General features: G+C 70.2%; 19 protein-coding genes. 8 read left to right on the top strand and 11 right to left on the bottom strand.

Annotated features, from left to right (window positions below; genetic code table 11):
- Positions 1-241 precede the first annotated feature (241 nt).
- Both ACIBG8_RS37185 and ACIBG8_RS37190 read left to right on the top strand, forming a co-directional pair.
- Positions 242-1,483, top strand: a complete 1,242-nt coding sequence (locus ACIBG8_RS37185) for a Scr1 family TA system antitoxin-like transcriptional regulator (protein WP_397347877.1) — start codon at positions 242-244, stop codon at positions 1,481-1,483.
- A 160-nt stretch (positions 1,484-1,643) separates the two neighbouring features.
- Complete coding sequence (locus ACIBG8_RS37190) at positions 1,644-2,462, top strand: SAM-dependent methyltransferase (protein ID WP_397347878.1); 819 nt, start codon at positions 1,644-1,646, stop codon at positions 2,460-2,462.
- A gap of 60 nt (positions 2,463-2,522) precedes the next feature.
- Here ACIBG8_RS37190 and ACIBG8_RS37195 read toward each other — a convergent pair whose 3' ends face one another.
- Both ACIBG8_RS37195 and ACIBG8_RS37200 read right to left on the bottom strand, forming a co-directional pair.
- Positions 2,523-3,707, bottom strand: coding sequence for a cytochrome P450 (locus ACIBG8_RS37195; RefSeq protein WP_397347879.1), 1,185 nt, complete (start codon positions 3,705-3,707; stop codon positions 2,523-2,525).
- A gap of 89 nt (positions 3,708-3,796) precedes the next feature.
- Complete coding sequence (locus ACIBG8_RS37200) at positions 3,797-4,147, bottom strand: MmcQ/YjbR family DNA-binding protein (RefSeq protein ID WP_397347880.1); 351 nt, start codon at positions 4,145-4,147, stop codon at positions 3,797-3,799.
- 11 nt (positions 4,148-4,158) lie between these two features.
- Here ACIBG8_RS37200 and ACIBG8_RS37205 point away from each other — a divergent pair, with 11 nt between their 5' ends.
- Positions 4,159-4,665, top strand: coding sequence for a DinB family protein (locus tag ACIBG8_RS37205; RefSeq protein ID WP_397347881.1), 507 nt, complete (start codon positions 4,159-4,161; stop codon positions 4,663-4,665).
- 100 nt (positions 4,666-4,765) lie between these two features.
- On the opposite strand, the gene ACIBG8_RS37210 is transcribed toward ACIBG8_RS37205, so the two are convergent.
- Positions 4,766-6,073 carry a M50 family metallopeptidase gene (locus tag ACIBG8_RS37210; protein WP_397347882.1) on the bottom strand — a complete coding sequence of 436 codons (1,308 nt, stop codon included), beginning with the start codon at positions 6,071-6,073 and terminating at the stop codon, positions 4,766-4,768.
- Between the two features lie 155 nt (positions 6,074-6,228).
- Here ACIBG8_RS37210 and ACIBG8_RS37215 point away from each other — a divergent pair, with 155 nt between their 5' ends.
- Positions 6,229-6,834: a LuxR C-terminal-related transcriptional regulator gene (locus tag ACIBG8_RS37215; protein ID WP_397347883.1), complete on the top strand. Its 606-nt coding sequence runs from the start codon at positions 6,229-6,231 to the stop codon at positions 6,832-6,834.
- Here ACIBG8_RS37215 and ACIBG8_RS37220 read toward each other — a convergent pair.
- The 4 genes from ACIBG8_RS37220 to ACIBG8_RS37235 form a co-directional block, all read right to left on the bottom strand.
- Entirely contained in the window at positions 6,820-8,460 is a 1,641-nt protein-coding gene (locus ACIBG8_RS37220) for an ATP-binding cassette domain-containing protein (RefSeq protein ID WP_397347884.1), read from the bottom strand. The genes ACIBG8_RS37215 and ACIBG8_RS37220 overlap by 15 nt on opposite strands.
- Complete coding sequence (locus ACIBG8_RS37225) at positions 8,457-10,058, bottom strand: ATP-binding cassette domain-containing protein (RefSeq protein ID WP_397347885.1); 1,602 nt, start codon at positions 10,056-10,058, stop codon at positions 8,457-8,459. The genes ACIBG8_RS37220 and ACIBG8_RS37225 overlap by 4 nt, the downstream gene beginning before the upstream one ends.
- Before the next feature lie 87 nt (positions 10,059-10,145).
- Positions 10,146-11,627 (bottom strand): lanthionine synthetase LanC family protein, encoded by a 1,482-nt coding sequence (locus ACIBG8_RS37230; RefSeq protein WP_397347886.1) that lies wholly within the window; start codon positions 11,625-11,627, stop codon positions 10,146-10,148.
- Positions 11,628-11,732: 105 nt separating this feature from the next.
- A complete protein-coding gene (locus ACIBG8_RS37235) occupies positions 11,733-12,848 on the bottom strand; it encodes a PP2C family protein-serine/threonine phosphatase (RefSeq protein ID WP_397347887.1) in 1,116 nt (371 codons plus the stop codon).
- A gap of 118 nt (positions 12,849-12,966) precedes the next feature.
- Here ACIBG8_RS37235 and ACIBG8_RS37240 point away from each other — a divergent pair, with 118 nt between their 5' ends.
- Together ACIBG8_RS37240 and ACIBG8_RS37245 are read left to right on the top strand one after the other, a co-directional pair.
- The gene (locus ACIBG8_RS37240) at positions 12,967-14,196 is read left to right on the top strand and encodes a GNAT family N-acetyltransferase (protein ID WP_397347888.1); all 1,230 of its coding nucleotides are present in this window, start codon (positions 12,967-12,969) and stop codon (positions 14,194-14,196) included.
- Positions 14,197-14,220: 24 nt separating this feature from the next.
- Entirely contained in the window at positions 14,221-14,367 is a 147-nt protein-coding gene (locus ACIBG8_RS37245) for a hypothetical protein (protein ID WP_397347889.1), read from the top strand.
- A 249-nt stretch (positions 14,368-14,616) separates the two neighbouring features.
- Here the strand turns inward: ACIBG8_RS37245 and ACIBG8_RS37250 are convergent, their stop codons facing one another.
- Positions 14,617-15,084, bottom strand: coding sequence for a ribose-5-phosphate isomerase (locus ACIBG8_RS37250; protein WP_397347890.1), 468 nt, complete (start codon positions 15,082-15,084; stop codon positions 14,617-14,619).
- Between the two features lie 86 nt (positions 15,085-15,170).
- Between ACIBG8_RS37250 and def the strand changes: the two genes are divergently transcribed.
- Both def and ACIBG8_RS37260 read left to right on the top strand, forming a co-directional pair.
- Entirely contained in the window at positions 15,171-15,659 is a 489-nt protein-coding gene (gene def / locus ACIBG8_RS37255) for a peptide deformylase (protein ID WP_397347891.1), read from the top strand.
- Between the two features lie 52 nt (positions 15,660-15,711).
- Entirely contained in the window at positions 15,712-16,440 is a 729-nt protein-coding gene (locus ACIBG8_RS37260) for an SDR family oxidoreductase (RefSeq protein ID WP_397347892.1), read from the top strand.
- A gap of 1 nt (position 16,441) precedes the next feature.
- Here the strand turns inward: ACIBG8_RS37260 and ACIBG8_RS37265 are convergent, their stop codons facing one another.
- The 3 genes from ACIBG8_RS37265 to ACIBG8_RS37275 all read right to left on the bottom strand — a co-directional run bounded on the left by ACIBG8_RS37265 (position 16,442) and on the right by ACIBG8_RS37275 (position 19,425).
- On the bottom strand, positions 16,442-17,179 hold the full coding sequence (locus ACIBG8_RS37265) for a PIG-L deacetylase family protein (RefSeq protein ID WP_397347893.1): 738 nt from the start codon (positions 17,177-17,179) through the stop codon (positions 16,442-16,444).
- A complete protein-coding gene (locus ACIBG8_RS37270) occupies positions 17,180-18,583 on the bottom strand; it encodes an aldehyde dehydrogenase family protein (RefSeq protein WP_397347894.1) in 1,404 nt (467 codons plus the stop codon).
- A gap of 221 nt (positions 18,584-18,804) precedes the next feature.
- A complete protein-coding gene (locus tag ACIBG8_RS37275; RefSeq protein ID WP_397347895.1) occupies positions 18,805-19,425 on the bottom strand; it encodes a DsbA family protein in 621 nt (206 codons plus the stop codon).
- Positions 19,426-19,451 lie beyond the last annotated feature (26 nt).

The raw sequence follows: 19,451 nt of genomic DNA on the forward strand, positions 1-19,451 counted from the left end.
TTACGGTCAAACTGTCAACTGACAGTTTCCAAGTTCGGCTTGATACTGGTCATCGGACGCTTTAGTTGTCAACTGTCACTTTCCTAACGGATTAACCTCAATCCAGAAGATCGCTGGCTGTGATCATGAAATAACCCACCGTGCACGGATTCGGCGCGATCTGTGGCAAGTTCCGGAGACACTGGGGGTTGTGAGGCAGGCCCAAGGTTGGTTGGATCATGGGTTCAAGGAGGTGACGGGCGTGGCCACACTCGCGGAGCGGCTGACTCTCGCGATCCGGCGGCGTGAGCACTCCGTGGCCGGGCTGGTCCTGGCGCTCAACGACGCCGGGGTCTCGATCACCCGCGCCTACGTCTACCAGCTGATGCGCGGCCAGCAGACCAACCCGACCCTCGGCGTCGTGCACGCCCTGGCCGGGCAGCTGCAGGTGTCGGTCGGCTGGCTCGTCGGCGAGGACGAGATCGAGTCCGGCTCCCTGTCCGACCTCAGGCAGCGGGCTGCCGTCGTCGGCCGGGCGCTGGCCGACCTGTCCGACGCCTCGCTGGAGCAGGTGCACGGCATCGTGGAGCTGGCCAGGCGCGCCGAGGGCCTGCCGCCGAAGCAGACCGTCCTGCCGCTGCCGCCACCCGGCCCCCGGCTCAGCGAGCGCCAGCGCGCCGTCCTGGCCGGACGGCTCTGCGACCTGCGCGAAGGCGCGGGCAAGACCGTCGAGCAGGTCGAGCGGATCCTCCAGGACGAGATCGCCCTCGGACCGATCGAGCAGGGCGACGCGCTGATCGCCCCTGCCGTGGTGGAGCGGCTGCTGACCGTCTACGGCGTCGACGACAACTACCAGCGCGACTGTGTGATGACCCTGGCGCGCGGCGAGCGCGAGCCTGGGCAGTTCGACGACCCCCGGGTGCCCCTGTGGCTCACCGCCTCGGTGAACCTCGAGCAGCAGGCCGTACAGCTGCGCTCCTACAACGTCCAGTACGTCCCGCCCCTGCTGCAGACCGAGGAGTACGCCAGGGCGGCCGTGTCGACCGCCGGGCTGGTCCCGCGCGGGCACGAGGTCATCGAGGGCGCCACGCAGCTCGTGATGGCAAGGCAGGAGTTGCTGGGCCGGCTCGACGGGCCCACGCTGTGGGCGGTGATCGACGAGGTCGCCCTGATGCGCCCGATCGGCAGCAGGGAAATCCAGTTGCGCCAACTGGACGCGCTCATCCAGCACGCCAAGCAGCCGAACGTGACTTTGCAGGTCCTGCCGGTCGGCGCGGCCGTGTTCGTGCCGCGGATTGGCCCGTTTACCATTCTGCGCTTTCCCGAGCCGTTCAGGACCGAGGTGGCTTGCCTGCACGCCGCGGAATCCGACGTGCTGATCGCCGATCTCCCCGGTGTCGAGTCCTACAAGGTGACGTTCGAGCAACTTGCAGTGACGACCATGGACTACACCGTTGGCTACCTGCAGAAACTGCGTACCGATCTGGCCGATTCGCTCGACTGACCGCCAGTCGATAAGGTAATTCGCATTTCCGGATGAGTTGACGGCTGCTCATTGCCAAACCCTCCTGTCACTTGATCCACTGTTGACTCCATTGACCCATAAGTGTCAAAAGGCACCAACAGTGGCGCGTACCAACGCAAGAGGGTGAAAGGCGACATTAATGTCGGAGAGCGCCGTCCGTAATCTAGTGAAGTTAAACCCAGCCAAAGCACAGCCCGGCCGCATGGTCAATGCGGCCGTCGGGGGACAGGACCACTTCGCAGCCGACCGAGAAGCCATGTATTTGGCCAGTACCGTGTGGGAACACTCGAAGAAATCCATGCAAACGATTCCGCCGTACTTCCAGCGTCTGGTCCGCGCCATGGCGAACGGCGGGGTCGACCAGTTCATCGTCGCAGCCAGCAGCGTGCCCACCGGCCTGCCCGCCGGTCAGCAGCTGCACGACATCGCCGCCCAGATCGTCCCCAGCGCCCGCGTCGTGTACCTGGAGCACGACGTGCTGGTCATCGTCAAAGCACGCGCCGACTTGGAGCGTGGCAATGATCGCATCCGCGTCGTCGAGGGCGATGTGATCAACCCCAAGTTCGCCCTCGACGACTTCGTCATGCGCACGTTCCTGGACTGGTCGGAGCCCATCGGCCTGGTCCTCCCCCTCCACCAGCTCGGCGGCACCGACCACCTGACCACCGCCCGGACCTTCCTGGACAGGATGGTTTCCGGCTCCTACCTGGGCATTCACCAGGTCACCTTCGACCACCTGCCCGCCGACCGCATCCCCAGCGTCCAAAAGATGATCGACGAGACCATCGCCATCCCAGGCATCCGCTCCAAAGCCGAGCTCGAGCCCATCTTCGACGGGCTCGAACTGCTGGAACCCGGCATCACCTGGGTGCCCTCCTGGCGCCCTGACGGCATCGACCTGTACGGCCCGCCCCCAGAGGCCACGGGCATGTACGGCGCGCTAGCGCGTGTGCCCTGATGCCCCTCATATCCCGGGCGGCGCGGCAGCAGTGGGCAACGACCGCGTCGCCCTCCAGGGTCATCTCGGCTTGACGCTCACCTGCAGCTCACGGTAGCCGCGCACGTTGGGCGAGAGCGCGAACACCCCGCTCTCCAGATCCACCTCGTAGTCCGCGACGGCGGACACGAACTCCTCCAGCACCACCCTGATCATCAGCCTGGCCAGCGAGGCTCCCAGGCAGAAGTGCCGCCCGGCGCCGAACGCGATCGCCGCGCCGGTGTCCCTGCCGATGTCGTACCGCTCCCCACCGGGGAAGACGCGGTCGTCCCGGTTCGCGCACGCCACCAGCAACAACATCCGCGCCCCAGCGGGCACCACCCGCCCGTACATCTCGGTGTCGCGAGTAACTCTGCGGGCGACGAGCTGGCCTCCGCCGTCGTAGCGCAGCGTCTCCTCCACCCACCCGGAAATGCCCCCTGACCAGGCCTTGGCCCGCTGCTCCTGGTTGAGCCACGCGTGGACCAGCGCGTTCGTCATGACCTTGCTGCTCGACTCGTTGCCCGCCGTGGTGACCACGCCGAGGACCGCCACCCGCTCCTCGTCGGTGAGCCCGGCGCCGCCCGCCAGCACGCCCGCCAGGTCGTCGCGCGGGCACCGCTGCCGCTCGTCCAGAAGCGCGCCGAGGTAGGTGACGGCGTCGGCGGCGGCGCTCCAGAACTCGTCCTGTCCCGCCGGGCTCACCAGGGTTTCGGTCAGCCGTTGCATGCGTTCGTGGTCATGGGCGGGCACCCCGATGAGTTCGGCCACCACGCGGGCCGGGATCCGCGCCGTCCACCTGGCCAGGTCGAAGGACCCGGCGGCCAGCGGTTCGTCGAGAAGTTGCCTGGTCAGGGCGCGGATCATGGGTTCCAGCTCGGCGACCCGGCGCGGGGTGAAGCCGCCGCTGACCACCTTGCGCAGGTCGGTGTGGGCGGGCGGGTCCATCGCCAGCAGGCCCTGCAGCCGGGCGGCGTCGGGCGACCACAACTCCAGGGTCACACCGTGCGAGCTGGAGAACCGCTCGTGGTCACGCAGGGCGGCGCAGACGTCCGCGTGCCGGGACAGAGCGTAGAAGTCCAGCTCAGCGTGGTGGTACAGCGGTGACTCCGCGCGCAACCGCGCGTAGGCCGGGTACGGATCCCGCTGCGTGACGGGGTCGAAGGGGTTGTAGTGGACCAGTGGACTCGCCTCCTCGCCTTGACTTCGTCCCGATTGTGGGGACAAGTGGTCCGGTCAGGGCGGCGAGGACGACGAATCCGCGCACGAGCGGCCCGCATTCGGCCCATACCTGCATGGGGTATGGGCAACGAACCTCAGTCGAGCTGGGCCGCCAGAGTCTTCGGCGCGATCATGCGGTAGGCGTCCGTGACGATCTCCCCGATCTCCCGCCAGTCCACCTCGACGTCCAGGTAGACGCCCAGCCAGCCGCGGTGCCCGACGTACGGCGGGCGGAAGAACCGCTCCGGGGCCTCTCCCACGAGTTCCGCCTGGACTCCGGGCGGGGCGGCGCACCAGAAGGCGAGCCGGTCGTCGTGGTGGTGGTCGGCGAACATCACGAAGGTCTTCTTGTCCCGGACGAACCAGGTGGGCTCGCCGTGGCTGAGCCGTTCCGTGGTCTCGGGAAGCGCCAGGCAGATGCGACGGAGTTCATCCAGCGGGTCCATAATCACACGCTATGACAGACACCAGGATCGAGATCCCTTACGCAGGCACCGAGCGTGAGCTCCTTGAAGCCTTCCTCGAATGGCATCGGCAGACGCTGGCGCTCAAGTGCTCCGGGCTCACGGACGCGCAGTTGCGCGAGCGGTCGGTGCCGCCGTCGTCGCTGTCGTTGCTCGGGCTGGTGCGGCACATGGCGGACGTGGAGCGCGGGTGGGCTCGGCGGTATTTCCTGGATGAGGACGCTCCTGCGTACCACTGGAGCGACGCCAGCCCGGACGGCGACTTCGACGAGGTCGACACGGCCGACCGCGCGGAGGCCTTCACGCTGTGGGAGACGGAGGCCGCCCACTCACGAGCGGCATACGCCAACCTCCCCCTGGAGACCCTCAGCAAGGCGGAACGGCACGGCCGTCGCGTCTCGCTGCGGTGGATCCTCATCCACCTCATCGAGGAGTACGCCCGCCACAACGGCCACGCCGACCTCCTCCGCGAACGCATCGACGGCGAGACGGGCGAGTAGAACCCCCAGCGATGACAACCCCTTGGGAGGGAAACCCCAGGGGGTACACCCCCGCGAGACGGGCCGACCTTCGAAGGGAGGGTGACCCCCGAAGAGAGGGTCAGCCGGAGAGGCGGATGGGGTTGACCAGGTCCGCGTACACCAGCAGCCCAGCCATGATGATCATGACGAACGCCAGCGCGTACGTCAGTGGCAACACCTTCGCGATGTCCACGTACCCAGGCTCAGGCCGCCGCATGATCCGCGCGTACCCCCGCTTGAGCCCCTCCCACAACCCACCAGCGATGTGCCCCCCGTCCAGCGGCAACAACGGGATCAGGTTGAACATCCCGATCGCCAGGTTGAACCCGGCCAGCAGGTTGATGAAGAACGCGATCTTGTTGGTAGCCGAGATGTCCGCGGAAAGGATCTCGCCACCCATCCGCCCGGCACCGACGACCCCGACGGGCCCCTGCTTGTCCCGCTCCTCACCCGAGAAGGCGGCGTTCCACACCCCGACCATCTTCTGCGGCAGGTTGACCAGCGACTTCGCCACGTTCCCCGTCAACTGCCCCATGTAGGCGAACACCCCGCCGACGCCCTGACGCTCCATGACCTCGGTAGGCATCACCCCCAGAAAACCGACCCCCTTGTCGATCTTCTTCGGGTCCTCGATGTTGGGCCGGTCCTGCGCGATCAGCGTCACGGACAGCGTCATCGGCTTCCCGTCCCGCACGATCCCGAGCGAAGCCGCCCCAGCCCCGTGCGACCGGATCAGCTTCGTAGCGTCCGTCCACGCCTCGATCTTCTTGCCGTCGAAGGTGACGATCTCGTCGCCCGGCTTCAGCCCCGCCTGCGCCGCAGGGGTCCGCTGGTCGGTCGCCTTGCACTCGGTGCGCTTCTCGGCCACCGGGATCACGCACGTGTTGGTCTGCGGCGACACGATCGGCTTCAGCGTCGGCAGGCCGAACCCCATGAGCAGCACGCCGAACAGGATGAAAGCGAGCACGAAGTTCATGAACGGCCCGCCGGACATGATGATGACCTTCTGCCACCACTTCTTGCGGTAGAACACGCGGTCCTCGTCGCCGGGCCGCACCTCCTCCTGGGCCGCGTCCCGCGCGCTCTCGATCAGCGACTGGAACGGGCCGGTCGAGGAGCTGCGCAGCTTCGTCGGGTCGTCCCCCGGCCTGGGTGGCAGCATGCCGATCATGCGGATGTAGCCACCGAGCGGGATCCACTTGATGCCGTACTCGGTGTCACCCTTGCGCTTGGACCACATGGTCGGCCCGAAGCCCACCATGTACTGCGGCACCCGGACACCGAAGATCTTGGCGGGCACGAGGTGACCGATCTCGTGCAGGCCGATCGACGCCATGAGCCCCACGAAGAAGACGACGATCCCCAGGGCGTAGAGCAGGTAGGTCATGAAGGAGTGCTCCAGGGCAGACAGAAGGTCCCGACAACCCCAGACTAGTCGAACTCTCCACAGCTGAACGGCTTGCGCACCCTTTGCGGAATCGAGAGACTGCGTTGACAGTGCGCAGTCGCACGATCACCCTGAGATAGGAAGAAGGGAGCGCCTTGATCCGGATCCTGGTTGCCGAGCACCTGCCGCTGGTCCGGCGCGGGCTGGTGGCATCGCTCGACGCGGAGGCGGACCTGCAGGTCGTGGCCGATGTGGGCAGCGGAGCCGAGATCGTGCCCGCGGCGCTGGCGCACGAGCCTGACGCGGCCGTCATCGACCTGGATCTGCCCGGTGTCGACGGCCTGTCGGCCGCCGCGCGGCTGCACGAGAAGGTGCCGCTGTGCCGTGCGCTCATCCTGTCCGCCCAGCCCAACCCCGGTCAGGTACGGCGCGCCTTCGCCGTGCACGCGCTGGGCTTCATGAGCCTCGACGTCGACCCCGACCGCCTGGCCGAAGGGCTGCGCATGGTCGCGTCCGGCCGCCGCGCCGTGGACACGGACCTGGCGATCGCCGCGCTGCAGTCGGCGGCCAACCCGCTGACCAGGCGCGAGCTCGACGTGTTGCGCATCGCGGCGGGCGGGGCGCGCTCCACCGAGATCGCCGACGCGCTCTACCTGTCGGTGGGGACCGTACGCAACCACCTGTCGCGGATCATGTGCAAGACGGGCGCGCGCAACAGGATCGACGCGGTCCGCATCGCCAGCGACTCAGGGTGGTTGTGACTCGACGAGGTCCCGGTAGAGCGGTGAGTGTTCCAGCAGGTGCTCGTGGGTGCCGAGCACGGCCTTCACCCCGTCGAGCACCAGCGTCCTGCGCGCACGCAGCGCCGAGCCGAACCGGTGCGCGACCACCAGCAGCGTGCCTGGCCGGGCGGCGAACGCCTCCTCCACCCGCGCCTCCACGTCCGGGTGCAGGTGGCAGGTCGCCTCGTCGAGGATGACGAAACGCGCGTGCGACACGTAGGCCCTGGCCAGCGCGATGAGCTGACGCTCGGCCGGCGGGAGCCGTACCAGCCGCTCGTCGAGCGGGGTGGCCAGGCCCATGACGGCCGCCGCAGTGGCGAGCTGGTCGTCGGTGGCGTGCGGGTTGAAGTAGCGCAGGTTGTCGGCGAGGGTGCCGGTGAAGACGTACGGCTCCTGCGGCAGCAGCACCCGCCTGCGGGCGAGCAGCGCCGGGTCGAAGCCGGTCAGCGGCGCCCCGGCGAGCGTGACCTGGCCGCTGTCCGGGCGCAGCACCCCTGCCAGCAGGTGCGCGAGCGTCGTCTTCCCGACCCCGCTCGGGCCGACCACGGCCAGGTGGTCGCCGTCGCGCAGCCGCAACGACAGGTCCCTGACCACGGGTTCCGCTCGCCTGCCGTAGGCGAACGTCAGCCGCTCGGCGACCACGTCGTTGCCGTGTTGCCAGACCTGGCGCGGCCCCCACCCGTCGCGCGCCTGCCTGGCCGCCGTCCTGGCCAGCAGCCCGTGTACGGTCACCACCAGCGTGACGCCGTCCGCGCAGAGCCCGTGCGCCAGCGCCGCCAGAGCCGGATGCACGCCGTACAGGACGAACACGATCGCGCCGATCACCTCGCCCGCGCTCGCGCCGCCGCCCAGCAGCCAGGGGGTGAACGCCAGGATCAGCAGCACGGGCAGCCACCCGCCCGCGGCCACGCACCAGGCGGACGCCGCGGCGGTCCGCGCCTCCGCCCGCGCCGCGCCCGCCCGCTCGCCGAGCACCGTGTCGGCGGCGTCCGCCAGGTTCTGCTCGGCGCCTGAGGCGACGGCGTCCCTGACCCCCGCGACGAGCGCCGCGGCCTCGCCCGCCACCCGCTGGTCGGCCGCAGCCACGCGGCGCCGCAGCGGCGCGAGCGCCAGCAACACCCGGGCCAGGAGCACCAGCGCCACGGCCAGCGGCGCCACGAGCAGAGGCACGGCCAGCGGCATCAGCGTGGCCAGCCCGGCGACCGCGACCAGCGCGACCCCGGCGAAGTCGCCGCCGACCATCAGCACCCGCCCGAACGCCGCCCGCGCCTCCTCCACCTGACGCATGAGCCCGGCGGAGCCCGACCCGCTGAGCGCGCTCCGCACCACCCTGCGGACGAGGGCGTCGCGGATCGGCTCGACGATCGCCCAGGTCAGCGTCGCCGTCCTGGCCGCGCCCCACGCCCCCACCGCCAGCGCGGCGGCGAGCACCCCCAGCCACTCCAGCCCGACGTCCGGACGCCCGGCCAGGAACCCGGCGTCCAGCGCCCGCGCGACCGCGTGCCCTGAGGCGAACACCGGAGCGGCCCGCACCAGCGACCACGCGCCCAGCCGGAGGAACCGCCGCCTGTCCCGCCTGACCGTCGCCCACACCAGCCGCCTCACGGCCCACCTCTCCTGTACGGCTTGCGCACGGAGAAGCGGTGCGGCGGCGGCCTGGACGAGACGCCGAAGACCGCGCGGTAGTCGGGGTCGCGCCAGAGCGAGGCGTGCTGTCCCAGCGCCCGCACCCGCCCGCCGTCGATCCACGCCACGAGGTCGGCCCTGGCCGCTGTGGCCGCCCTGGAGGCGACGATGAGCCTGGTCCGCCCGGCCAGCTCCTCGGTGATCGCCCTGCTCACCTGCATCTCGGTGACCGTGTCGAGGCTGGCCGTCGCGTCGTCGAACACCAGCAGCCTGCCCGGGTGCGCGAAGGCCCGCGCCAGCCCGAGCCGCTGCGCCTGCCCGCTGGACAGCGGGGCGAGCGCGGCGGGCGTCTCGTACCCCTCGGGCAGGCTGCGGATGAACGTGTCCGCCCGCGCCGCCCTGGCCGCGGCGGACACGCTGCGCCGGTCGACCGGCCCGGGACCGAACGCGATCATGTCGTGCACGGTACGGCCCAGCAGTACCGGCTGGGCGAACGCGTAGCCGACCGCCTGGCGCAACGCGGTGCGCGACAGCGCGCGCAGCTCCACCCCGTCGAGGGTGACGCGCCCGGCCAGCGGCTCGGCCAGCCTGACCGACAGCGCGCCCAGCGTCTGCGCGCCCTCGCCGACGACGGCGACGCTGAGGCCGCTGGGCACGGTCAGCGTCAGCGCGCGCAGCGTCTCGCAGGTCACGGCGTGGAACTCCAGCCTGCCCGGGGCGATCACCGAGACGCTGGGCAGGTCCCGCGTGCCGTACATGAGGGGTGGGGTGTTCAGGAGGGGCGCGATCCTGGCCCTGGCCCGGCGGGCTGCGGCCAGCGTGGTGAGCAGGGTGACGGCGGCGCCGAGCCCGCCGCCGAGGAAGGCGTAGCGTCCTGCGGCGACCAGGCCGCCCGTGGTCAGCTCGTGCGCCGACAGCAGCACGCCGGCGACGGCCAGGACGGCGAGGACCGGGAGCGGGCCGAGCAGGGCGGCGGCCGCCTCGCGCCCCGCGAAGGAGGAGTGTTCCGGCAGGACGCGCAGGATCCGCGCCGCCTCCTGCTCCTGCGTGCCCGCCGCGACGATCGTCGGCAGCCCGGCCACGGCCTCTTCGAGCAGCGGGGTGACCGGGTCGTGGGCGATCTCCTGCCTGCCCTGGCCCAGGATGACGAGGGTCAGGAGGGCGCCGACCGCGAAGGTGAGCCCGAGCCGCCGGTCCATCGTGAACAGGAACGCGACGCCGCCCAGCGCGGTCGCCAGCGTGGCCGCCTCTCTGACCGTCGCGGGCCCGGCTCGGGCGAGCTCGTCCGCGTCGCGGGTGAGGACCTCGGTGCCGGAGCGTTGAAGCGCCGCCGGTCCGGCACCGAGGAGTTGGCGGGTCAGCCGGCGCCGCAGGCGAGCTGCGGCGTCGGCCCGGCTGACCCCGGCGCTGCCTTCTGTGACGACCTCCCCCACGATGGCCATGACAACGAGCAGCGCACATCCGGCGAACCAGCGCGGGTCCGCGTCCTTGGCGATGGCGCTGTCCAGGGCCGCGCCGAGCAGAAGCGGAAGGATCAGCTCGGCAGCGGCCTTGGCCAGCGCCGCGAGGGCGAGCACCACCGCTCCCCCCTCTGGTTGGGCCGGGCCCCGGGCGAACCGCGCCGCTCTCCCGGGACCCGGGCTCTGATCAGGGCGTCAGGCGCCCTACACCTCCATTTCTCGTGGTGACAGGAACGGCAGCGCGACGACCTCGTCGTGCAGCGCCGCCCCTACGGCCAGCAGCACCCCTGCGGTGCCTGTGGCGAGATCCATGGACAGGCGCGTCAGCTGCTCGCCGGGGAAGGCGATGTGCGCATCGTGGCGCACAGCGTGCCAGCCGAGCGCCCTCAGCTGCGCCTCAGCCGCCGGGTCCTCGCCGCGCCCCCTGGCCAGGTAGGCCAGGGCGCCCGCCCGCCCGGTTAACAGCCCGGACCGGCGGTAGAACGGCGAGCGGGCGGTCTGGTCGAGCGCCTTGAAGGCGTTGGCGAGCTCCTCGTCGTGCCGGTGCGCCAGGTAGATGTCGAGCACCCAGGCCAGGCCGACGCCGCGCAGGTCCCGGCTCCGCTGGTCATAGCGGCGCAGGTCCTGCCGGAGCGCCTCCTTCGCCAGGTCGAGCAGCGCCCGGTCGCCGGTGCGCTGGAACAGCCGCAGGAACAGCAGCGCAGGACCGGACGAGCCGGTCATCAGCCCGGCCCCGCCGACCCCGCTCTCGCCCAGCCGCCTGGCGACCAGGTCGGCCACCTTGAGCGCGCGTTCGCGCAGGTCGTGCTCGCCGGTCGTCTCGGACAGATGGAGCAGGTTGAGCCCGATGCCGGCCAGACCCCCGTGCAGGTCGAGGCCGAGCGTCTCCCATCGCTCCCGCGAGACGATCTCGACGAGTTCCAGCGCCTCCCTCCGGTGACCCAGGTGGGCCAGCGTGTGGGCGATGCCGTGCAGTCCGTCGTAGAAGCCGAGTCCTGCGCCCTCCCCGGGGCGCGTCGCTCGTTCGATCAGCCGGCGTTCGTGGTCGGGGAAGCGGCCCACGCCGGTCGCGTCGAGGGCGTAGAGCACTCCGGCAGCGCCGTACGCCAGGGTGATGCCGCCCGTGCCGAACAGCTCGTCGTCGTGGTCGAGGATGGCGTTGCCCATCGACCGGCGCAGCCGTTCCCACCGCTCGGGGTCGGGCAGGGTCGCGCAGTGCCAGGCGGGCAGGTGTTTGGCCCTGCTTCCGCCGTTGACGGCGCGCACGGCATCGTCGAGGAAGGTTCTGGGGACCGGGAAGTAGCCGCCGATCACGTCGGCCAGCTCGGTGGCCTTGTCGAGGTCGAGGCGCACGAGCTCGGTCAGCGGCAGGAACAGGGCGAGCCGCAGCCTGGCCAGCGCGTGCGTGTCCACCTCGACGGGGCCAGGTGCGGCCAGGCCGAGTCGGGCGAGCGTGACGCGGCCGTCGGGGCGGACCAGGACGTCGCCGGGCTCCACGCCGCCGAGGGTCAGGCCGCGGGCGTGCAGCGCCTGGATCGCGGACTCCACCTGGGCGCAGACGCCCGCTGCCCACGCGGTGTAGGCGGCGGGGTCGGCTCCGGACGGGCCGACCAGGGGGTTGCACTCGGCGATGAGGCGGTCCAGCGGGGTGCCGTCCTCGTCAGGGGGCTGATACCGCTTGTCCACGATATTTCACCCCTTTCCCGCACTGGCTTTACCTTCACAATCTCAGGCAGTCCCGACTACAGCCAGTGACCATGAACACGTAAAACCCGTGTTGTTCGTCAGGGGTCAGGGGCGCCAGATGAGGACGAGGGCGCAGTCGTCGTTGTGGCCCGAGGCCATGGCGTTGACGAGCGCGCGGGCGCCGTCCCTGAAGCCCTTCGGCAACAGCCGCTCCGCCTCGCCCAGCAGCCGGTCGAGGCCCGCGTCGATGTCGCGCCCCGGCTGCTCGATCAGCCCGTCGGTGTAGAGCAGCAGCGCGTCGCCCTTGCGCAGCACCCCGCTGTCCGGCTCGCAGTGCAGGTCGGGGACGACCCCGAGCACCACGCCCTTGGCCGAGGCGATCTGCCAGTTGCCCGTGCCCGCGTCGAGCTTCACCACCGGCGGATGGCCCGCGGAGGTGATCGTGTACTCGCCCGTCGCCAGGTTGAGCCGGACGTGCACGGCCGTGACGAAACCCTCGTCGCCGCGCTGGCGGTGCAGGTAGGTGTTGCAGGCGGGCAGGAAGTCCTCCACCGAGCCGAGCAGCCCGCCGAACGTGCCGGACAGCAGCAAAGCCCTCGTGCCCGCGTCGACGCCCTTGCCCGAGACGTCGACCAGCGCGATCTCCACCATGTCGCCCTGGCGCATCGACACCAGGAAGTCGCCGCCGAACGACGAGCCGCCCGCCTGCTTGAGCACCACCTTGGCGCCCCAGTCCTTGGGCAGCGGCGGCAGCTCGCTCTGGCTCTTCAGCCGGTCGCGCAGCTCCAGCAGCATGGCGTCGCCGCGCAGCCCCTGGACGCCCAGCTTGCCGCGGGTGCGCGCCATGAGGACGGCGAGCACGGTGGTGAAGCAGATCGTCACCAGGAGGCCGAGGCCGATCTTGGCTGGGCCGAGCACGAACGCGATGTAGCCGAGCGCGACCACCACGGACACCAGGAGCTTGGCCAGGCTGCGCAGCCGCAGCTGCAGGCCGCCGACCAGGGTGACCAGGATGAGCAGCGAGGGTGAGAACCACTCGGTGGAGACCCTGGCGGCCAGCCCGCCGACGACGAGGCTGACGATGGAGAGGGTGATCAGGAGGTTCCGGTCACGGGCGAACGGTCCACGGCGCAGGAACCGTACGACGGGCACCAGAAACGGCACCCGGACGAGGATTGCGCGGAGCCGTGGCGGGATCAGCGGCGCCGGACGGGAACTCATGATGCGCCTGACTGTATCGGTCTGACCCATGTTTGGGCAGCCCACTTGACCAAGCCCTAGATCATTAAGCAGGGATATTAGGTAGCCGTCCCGGTTTGCGCCCTCGTACCTTGGTCTGATGAGCTACCCGATCCGTCCCATCTCCGAGGACGAATGGCAGGCGTTCGGCGACGTGCTCGCCGAGGGGTTCAACTGGACCCCCAACCCGCAGCAGCAGGAGCGTTACAAGGCCGGCACGGAGTTCGACCGCACCCTCGCCGCCTTCGACGGCGACACCATCGCGGGCGTCACCGGCATCCACAGCTTCGCCATGACCGTCCCCGGCGGTCCCATTCCCGTCGCCGGTGTCACCGCGGTCAGCGTGCTGCCCTCGCACCGGCGGCGCGGCATCCTGTCGTCGCTGATGCGCCGCCAGCTCGCCGACGTGCGCGACCGTGGGGAGGCGGTCGCCGCGCTGTACGCCAGCGAGGCGGGGATCTACGGCAGGTTCGGGTACGGCAGGGCCTCGGACGACCTCAGCTTCACCATCGCCAAGGCGAACTCCGCGTTCGTCAAGAACGCGCCGGTCGACCCCGCGCTCAGGCTGCGCGTCGCCAAACCCGCCGACGTGCGGGGCGAGCTGGAGGCGCTGTTCGCCTCGGTGCTCGCCGAGCGGCCGGGGCGCTACACCAGGTCCAGCCACATGTGGGACGGCGTGCTCGCGGACGAGGAGTTCGACCAGCAGGGCAACGGCAACCTGCGCTCGATCCTGGCCGAGGACTCCTCCGGGGTCAGGGGGTACGCGCTGTTCCGGATCAAGCCGTCGTGGAACGAGAACGGGATCCCGGACGGCGTGCTCTGGCTGCACGAGCTGTACACGGCGGACCCGGCCGCGTATGCGCTGCTCTGGCGTTCCGTTCTCGAGCGGGACCTGGTCTCCACGGTGCGGACGTGGGGCAGGCCGGTGGACGACCCGATCATCCACCTGCTGGCCGAGCCGCGGCAGCTCAAGGCGCGGTGGGCGGACGAGCTGTGGGTGCGGCTGGTCGAGGTCGGCAAGGCTCTTGAGTCTCGCTCCTATGCGGTGCCGGTGGACATCGTGATCGAGGTGCTGGACGACGTCTGCCCGTGGAACGCCGGTCGGTGGCGGCTCACCGCCGACGCGTCGGGCGCCTCGTGCAAGGCGACCGACGAGGAGCCCTCGGTCACCCTGCCCGTTTCCGCGCTCGGGGCGGTATATCTGGGTGGCGGGTCACTTGGCGGGTTGCAGGGAGCCGGGCTGCTGACGGAGCACACGCCGGGGGCTGTGCGGTCGCTGGGGGCAGCGATGTCGTGGGATCCCAAGCCCTGGGCGGGCCTGACCTTCTGAGGGGTCGGGGTTAGGGTCTTGGGTATGGCGTTGCAGAGCTTGCAGATCACAGCGATCACCGCGATGCGGGCACGTGACGTGTCGCGGCCTTCGCAGGAACAGCAGGAGGCGGCGGACCGCCGCCCGCTGCGCGACGAAACCCCCAAACGCGACCCCAAACGCCGCCCCTGACGGATCCCTCTTTTCGGGGAGCGCTCTTCTCATGAGGGCGCTCACCTCTTGGGGAGCGCCTCGGGCGACGCCCGCCCCCAAGCCCCCTCACTCAGGGTGCTCTGCTTTCGGGGTGGGTGTTCCAGGGGGCTGACGTGGGTCGTCGTGGTGGCCTGCCCGTGCGCCCGAGTGGCGTCGAGCAGGCAGCCGGTCGTGACGTCGGCGAGGGTCAAGGCCGCCCTGGCTCCGCCGTACCCCCCTAAAAAGAGGCTAGGGAAGCGGCGGGAGCTGGCCGATGGTCTCGTAGGACGCGAGCTGCGCGATGCGCCGAGCGTGGCGCTCGGCGCCCGAGAACGCCGTCCCCAGGAAGATCTCCACGAACCGCGTCGCATCCTCCACCGGATGCATCCGCGCCCCCACGCTGATCACGTTGGCGTTGTTGTGCTCCCGAGCCAGCTTCGCCGTGTCGTCGCTCCACGCCAGCGCCGCCCGGATCCCACGCACCTTGTTCGCCGCGATCTGCTCGCCGTTGCCCGACCCGCCGATGACGATCCCCAGGCTCCCCGGGTCCCCCGCGACGCCCTCGGCCGTGCGCAGGATGAACGCCGGATAGTCGTCCTCCGCGTCGTAGACGAAGGGACCGCAGTCCGTCACCTCGTGGTTGTGCTCCTTGAGCCAGGAGACGAGGTGGTTCTTGAGCTCATAGCCGGCATGGTCGGCACCGATGTAGACGCGCACGCGCACAGTCTTTCACATCGCGTTGTGTGGCGATCGGGATAGAGTAATGGGCGAAATCCCGGCACAGCCCTTACAGGAGAGACCCCATGCGTGAGATCCGCGTGATCGGCGACCCGGTCCTGCGCACGCCCGCCGAGCCGGTCGCCGACTTCGACCGCGAGCTGCGCCGGTTGATCGACGAGATGTTCGACGCCATGTACGCGGCGCAGGGGGTCGGGCTCGCGGGACCGCAGATCGGCGTGTCGCGACGGCTGTTCGTTTACGACTGCAGCGGGCGCAAGGGGCACGTGATCAACCCCGTGCTGACGATCGACGACGTCGAGGAGGTCCTCGACGAGGAGGGCTGCCTTTCGGTGCCGGGCAAGGCGACGGGCAAGCCCCTGTACGCCCCGACCCCGCGCGCGGCGGGCGCGTCGGTGACCGGGTTCGACCGGTTGGGACGCCCGGTGAAGCTCAAGGCGAGAGGCCTGCTGGCGCGCTGCTTCCAGCACGAGACCGACCACCTGGACGGCACCCTGTACGTGGACCGCCTCCCCAAGCCCGAGGCCCGCAAGATCCTCCTCCAGACCCCCTGACGGTCGCTCCTCACGCGATCTCCGTCCGAGGGCCGGGGCGTAGTTTGGATCTATGGGTGTACTCGCGGGTAAGGGCGCGCTGGTGACGGGTGGGTCGCGCGGGATCGGCCGGGCGATCGTGGAGCGGTTGCGCGCCGACGGCGCCGAGGTGGTGTTCAGTTACCGCCACAACGACGAAGCGGCCGGTGAGGTCTCGGCGCGGACCGGGGCGCTGGCCGTACGGGCCGACCAGGAGGACACCGACGACCTGGAGCGCCTGTTCGGCGAGGCAGGGAAGCACCTGCCCGGCCTGGACGTCCTCGTGAACAACGCGGCGGTCGGCGAGACCGTGCCGCTGGTGGACGTCACGAGCGAGCAGTACGACAGGGTGATGGCGGTCAACGTCAGGGCGGTGTTCCTGGCGATGCAGTGGGCGGCGCGGACGATGCGCGACGGCGGTTCCATCATCAACATCTCGACGTTGAACACCGCTCTGCCCGCAGCCGGTGTGGCGCTGTATGCGGCGAGCAAGGCGGCGGTGGAGCAGTTCGCGAAGGTGGCGGCGCGGGAGCTCGGCGGGCGCGGCATCACCGTCAACAGCGTGTCGCCCGGCGCGGTGGACACCGACATGCTCCGGTCGTCCAACACCGAGGAGACGCTGGCGCAGGTGCCGATGTTCACGGCGCTGCAGCGCCTGGGGCGGCCGGACGACATCTCCGGCGTGGTGGCCTTCCTCGCGGGCCCCGACAGCCGATGGATCACCGGCCAGAACCTGCTGGCCACGGGCGGAATGATGGTGTGAGTCACTTCTTGGGAGTGGCGAACCATTCGCGGCCGAGCAGCAGGGCGAAGAGCGGGACGGGGAGTCTCACCAGCAGGCGCATGGCGGGGGCTATGCGGCCTGTGCCCATCACGGTCGAGTGGTGGGCTGCCAGGGCTGCCTGCTTCTGCCGCGCGTAGCGGCGGATGTCCACCCGGTGGGTGATCACGCTGTCCGGCGGGTTGGCTGCGCGCAGCGCGTCCAGGTCGTAGCGCAGCGGGATGCGGAGGAACTTGGCCAGGGTGGCCAGGCGGGTCAGGGCCGTCAGAGGGGTGGTGGCCTCCAGGACGCGGACGCCGGTCAGCTCTGCCGCTCGTTCGCCCACCTCGTGGACCTTGATGTGGTCCCGGTGACCGTACCCGCCGTTGCTGTCGTAGCTGAGCAGCAGCGTGGCGTTCTCCTCGCGCAGGATCGCGGCCAGGCGTTCCGCTGCCTCGCCGAGGTCGGCTCGGACGAATCTGGGGCGGTCGGGCGGGTCGGGGTACAGGATCGCGCCGTGGCCGCTGTCGGCATACCCGAGGTGGACCACGCGGTGGGCGCCCAGGGCTCTGGCGCTGGCGTGGAGTTCGTTCATCCGGACGTCGGTGGCCGGGCCCATGGTCCCGTCCGTGGCTACCACGATCACCACCCGGTGGCCTTCCGCCGCGGCCTTGGCCAGGGTGCCCCCGGTCAGGAGCACTTCGTCGTCCGGGTGTGCGTGGAACGCCACGACGGTTGCCATCTAGAGCTGGAGGGACTTGGTTTCGAGGTATTCCTCGAGGCCGGACTCGCCGAGCTCCCTGCCGATGCCCGACTGCTTGTATCCGCCGAAGGGCGCCAAGGGGTTGAAGGCGCCGCCGTTGATGGCCACCTGGCCGGTGCGCAGCTGGCGGGCGACCCCCAGAGCGCGGTCCTCCGTCGCCGCCCACACCGCCCCGGCGAGGCCGTAGCGGGTGCCTTCGGCTATGGCGATCGCCTGGTCCTCGGTCGTGAAAGGGATGATGGAGAGCACCGGGCCGAAGATCTCCTCCTGCTCGATCGTCATCCCGGACTCCACTCCGGCGAACACGGTCGGTTCCACGTAGTAGCCGCGGTCCAGCGGCCGTTCCGTGCCGCCCGTCACCAGGCGGGCACCCTCTTCCTGCCCCCTGTTGATGTAGTGCACCACCCGCTCCAGCTGCACGGCCGACACGAGCGGCCCCAGCCGGGCCCCCTCGGCGAACGGGTCGCTGGGCACGTAGGAGCTGGACGCGTCGACCGCCATGCGGACCGCGGTGTCGTACTGGTCGCGGTGGACCAGCATGCGGCTCCACGCCGAGCACGTCTGCCCGCAGTTGACGAACGCGTTGGCCACGCCGACCTTGACCGCCGTGGCCAGGTCGGCATCGGGAAGGATGATATTTGCGGACTTGCCGCCCAGCTCCAGCGCCACCCGCTTCACCGTCTCGGCCGCCAGCGACGCCACCCGCTTCCCGGCCGCCGTCGACCCGGTGAAGGACACCATGTCCACGGAAGGGTGCGTGGCCAGCGCCTCGCCGACCACCGGCCCCCGCCCGCTCACCAGGTTGAACACCCCGGCGGGCAGCCCCACCTCGTGGAAGATCTCCGCCAGCGCGTAGGCAGCCAAGGGCGCGACCTCGCTCGGCTTGAGCACCACCGTGCACCCGGCGGCCAGCGCCGGTGCGACCTTGCAGATGACCTGGTGCAGCGGGTAGTTCCACGGCGTGATCGCGGCGACCACCCCGACGGGCTCCTTGACCACGAGCGAGTTGCCGATGCGCCGCTCGACCGGCAGCGCGTCGGCGAGCTGCGCGTAGGAGGACAGCACACCTGCGGGCATCAGCGTCTGGACCTTGAGCGCGAAGCCGTACGGTGACCCCATGTCGGTCGCGATCACCCGCGCGATGTCGGCGGACCGCTCCTGGATCAGGGCCGCTGCGGCGGCGAGGAGCTTGGCGCGTTCGGCCGGAGCCGTACGCGACCAGGAGGGGAATGCGGCGCGCGCCGCGCGGACGGCCACCTCGACATCGTCGGGGGCGCCTGCGGGCACCCTGTCGATCACCTCTTCCGTGGCCGGGTTGACGACCTCGATGGCCTCGCCTGAAGCCGAGGAGACCCACGCCCCGCCAATATAGAGTTGCCGCATAGCCCCCATCCTTGCGCGCCGGCCGTCACATTGCGAGGGCGCGGCGCATGACACGAAGGGCCTGTTCCACGGCCCGCACGTCGCTCACCGGTCTCCTTCTTCCAGCAGGGTACGGCGAAGCGCCCCGGTAAGTGGAAGATGTTCGAGATCCCGAAATACTGTGAGAATTCTGAGGAGAACGGCAGGGTTGTCGGTCGCTGACACCCCGGATCACGCCCCACTCAGGAGAAGTCAGGATCCTTGGTGCGCGAGCGCTTGAGCTCGAAGAAGGTGTCGACGGAGGTGACCAGGACGACGCCGTCCCAGAGCCTGCCCGCGTCCTCGCCCCGAGGGATGGAGGTGATGACCGGGCCGAAGAAGGCGTTCGCCCCGACGCGGATGACCGGGGTGCCGACCTCCTGCCCGACGAGCGAGATGCCCTCGTGGTGCGACTCGCGCACCGCGTCGTCGTACTCCTCCGACTCCATGGCGTCGGCCAGCGCCGGGTCGAGCCCGGCAGCCTCCAGCGCCTCGATCACGGTCTCGCGCAGCCTGCCGAGCCGCTTGATCATGCGGCCGTTGTGCAGCCGGGTGCCGAGCTCGGTGTAGAGCGGCCCGACCACGTCGTCGCCGTACTTCGCCTGGGCGGCGGCGACCACCCTGACCGGCTCGATCGCGCGGGTGATCTGCTCGCGGTACGCCTCGGAGACCTCCTTGCCCTCGTTGAGGACGTTGAGGCTCATGATGTGCCACCGGGGCTCGATGTCACGAACCTTCTCGACTTCGAGCAGCCATCGTGACGTCATCCATGCATAAGGGCAGAAAGGATCGAACCAGAGGTCCACAGGAGTCTTACTCGTCATGTGAGGCCATAACCTGATGATGTAGC

Source organism: Nonomuraea sp. NPDC050556 (genome assembly GCF_044457355.1).
In the GTDB taxonomy this organism is placed as follows: Bacteria; Actinomycetota; Actinomycetes; order Streptosporangiales; family Streptosporangiaceae; genus Nonomuraea.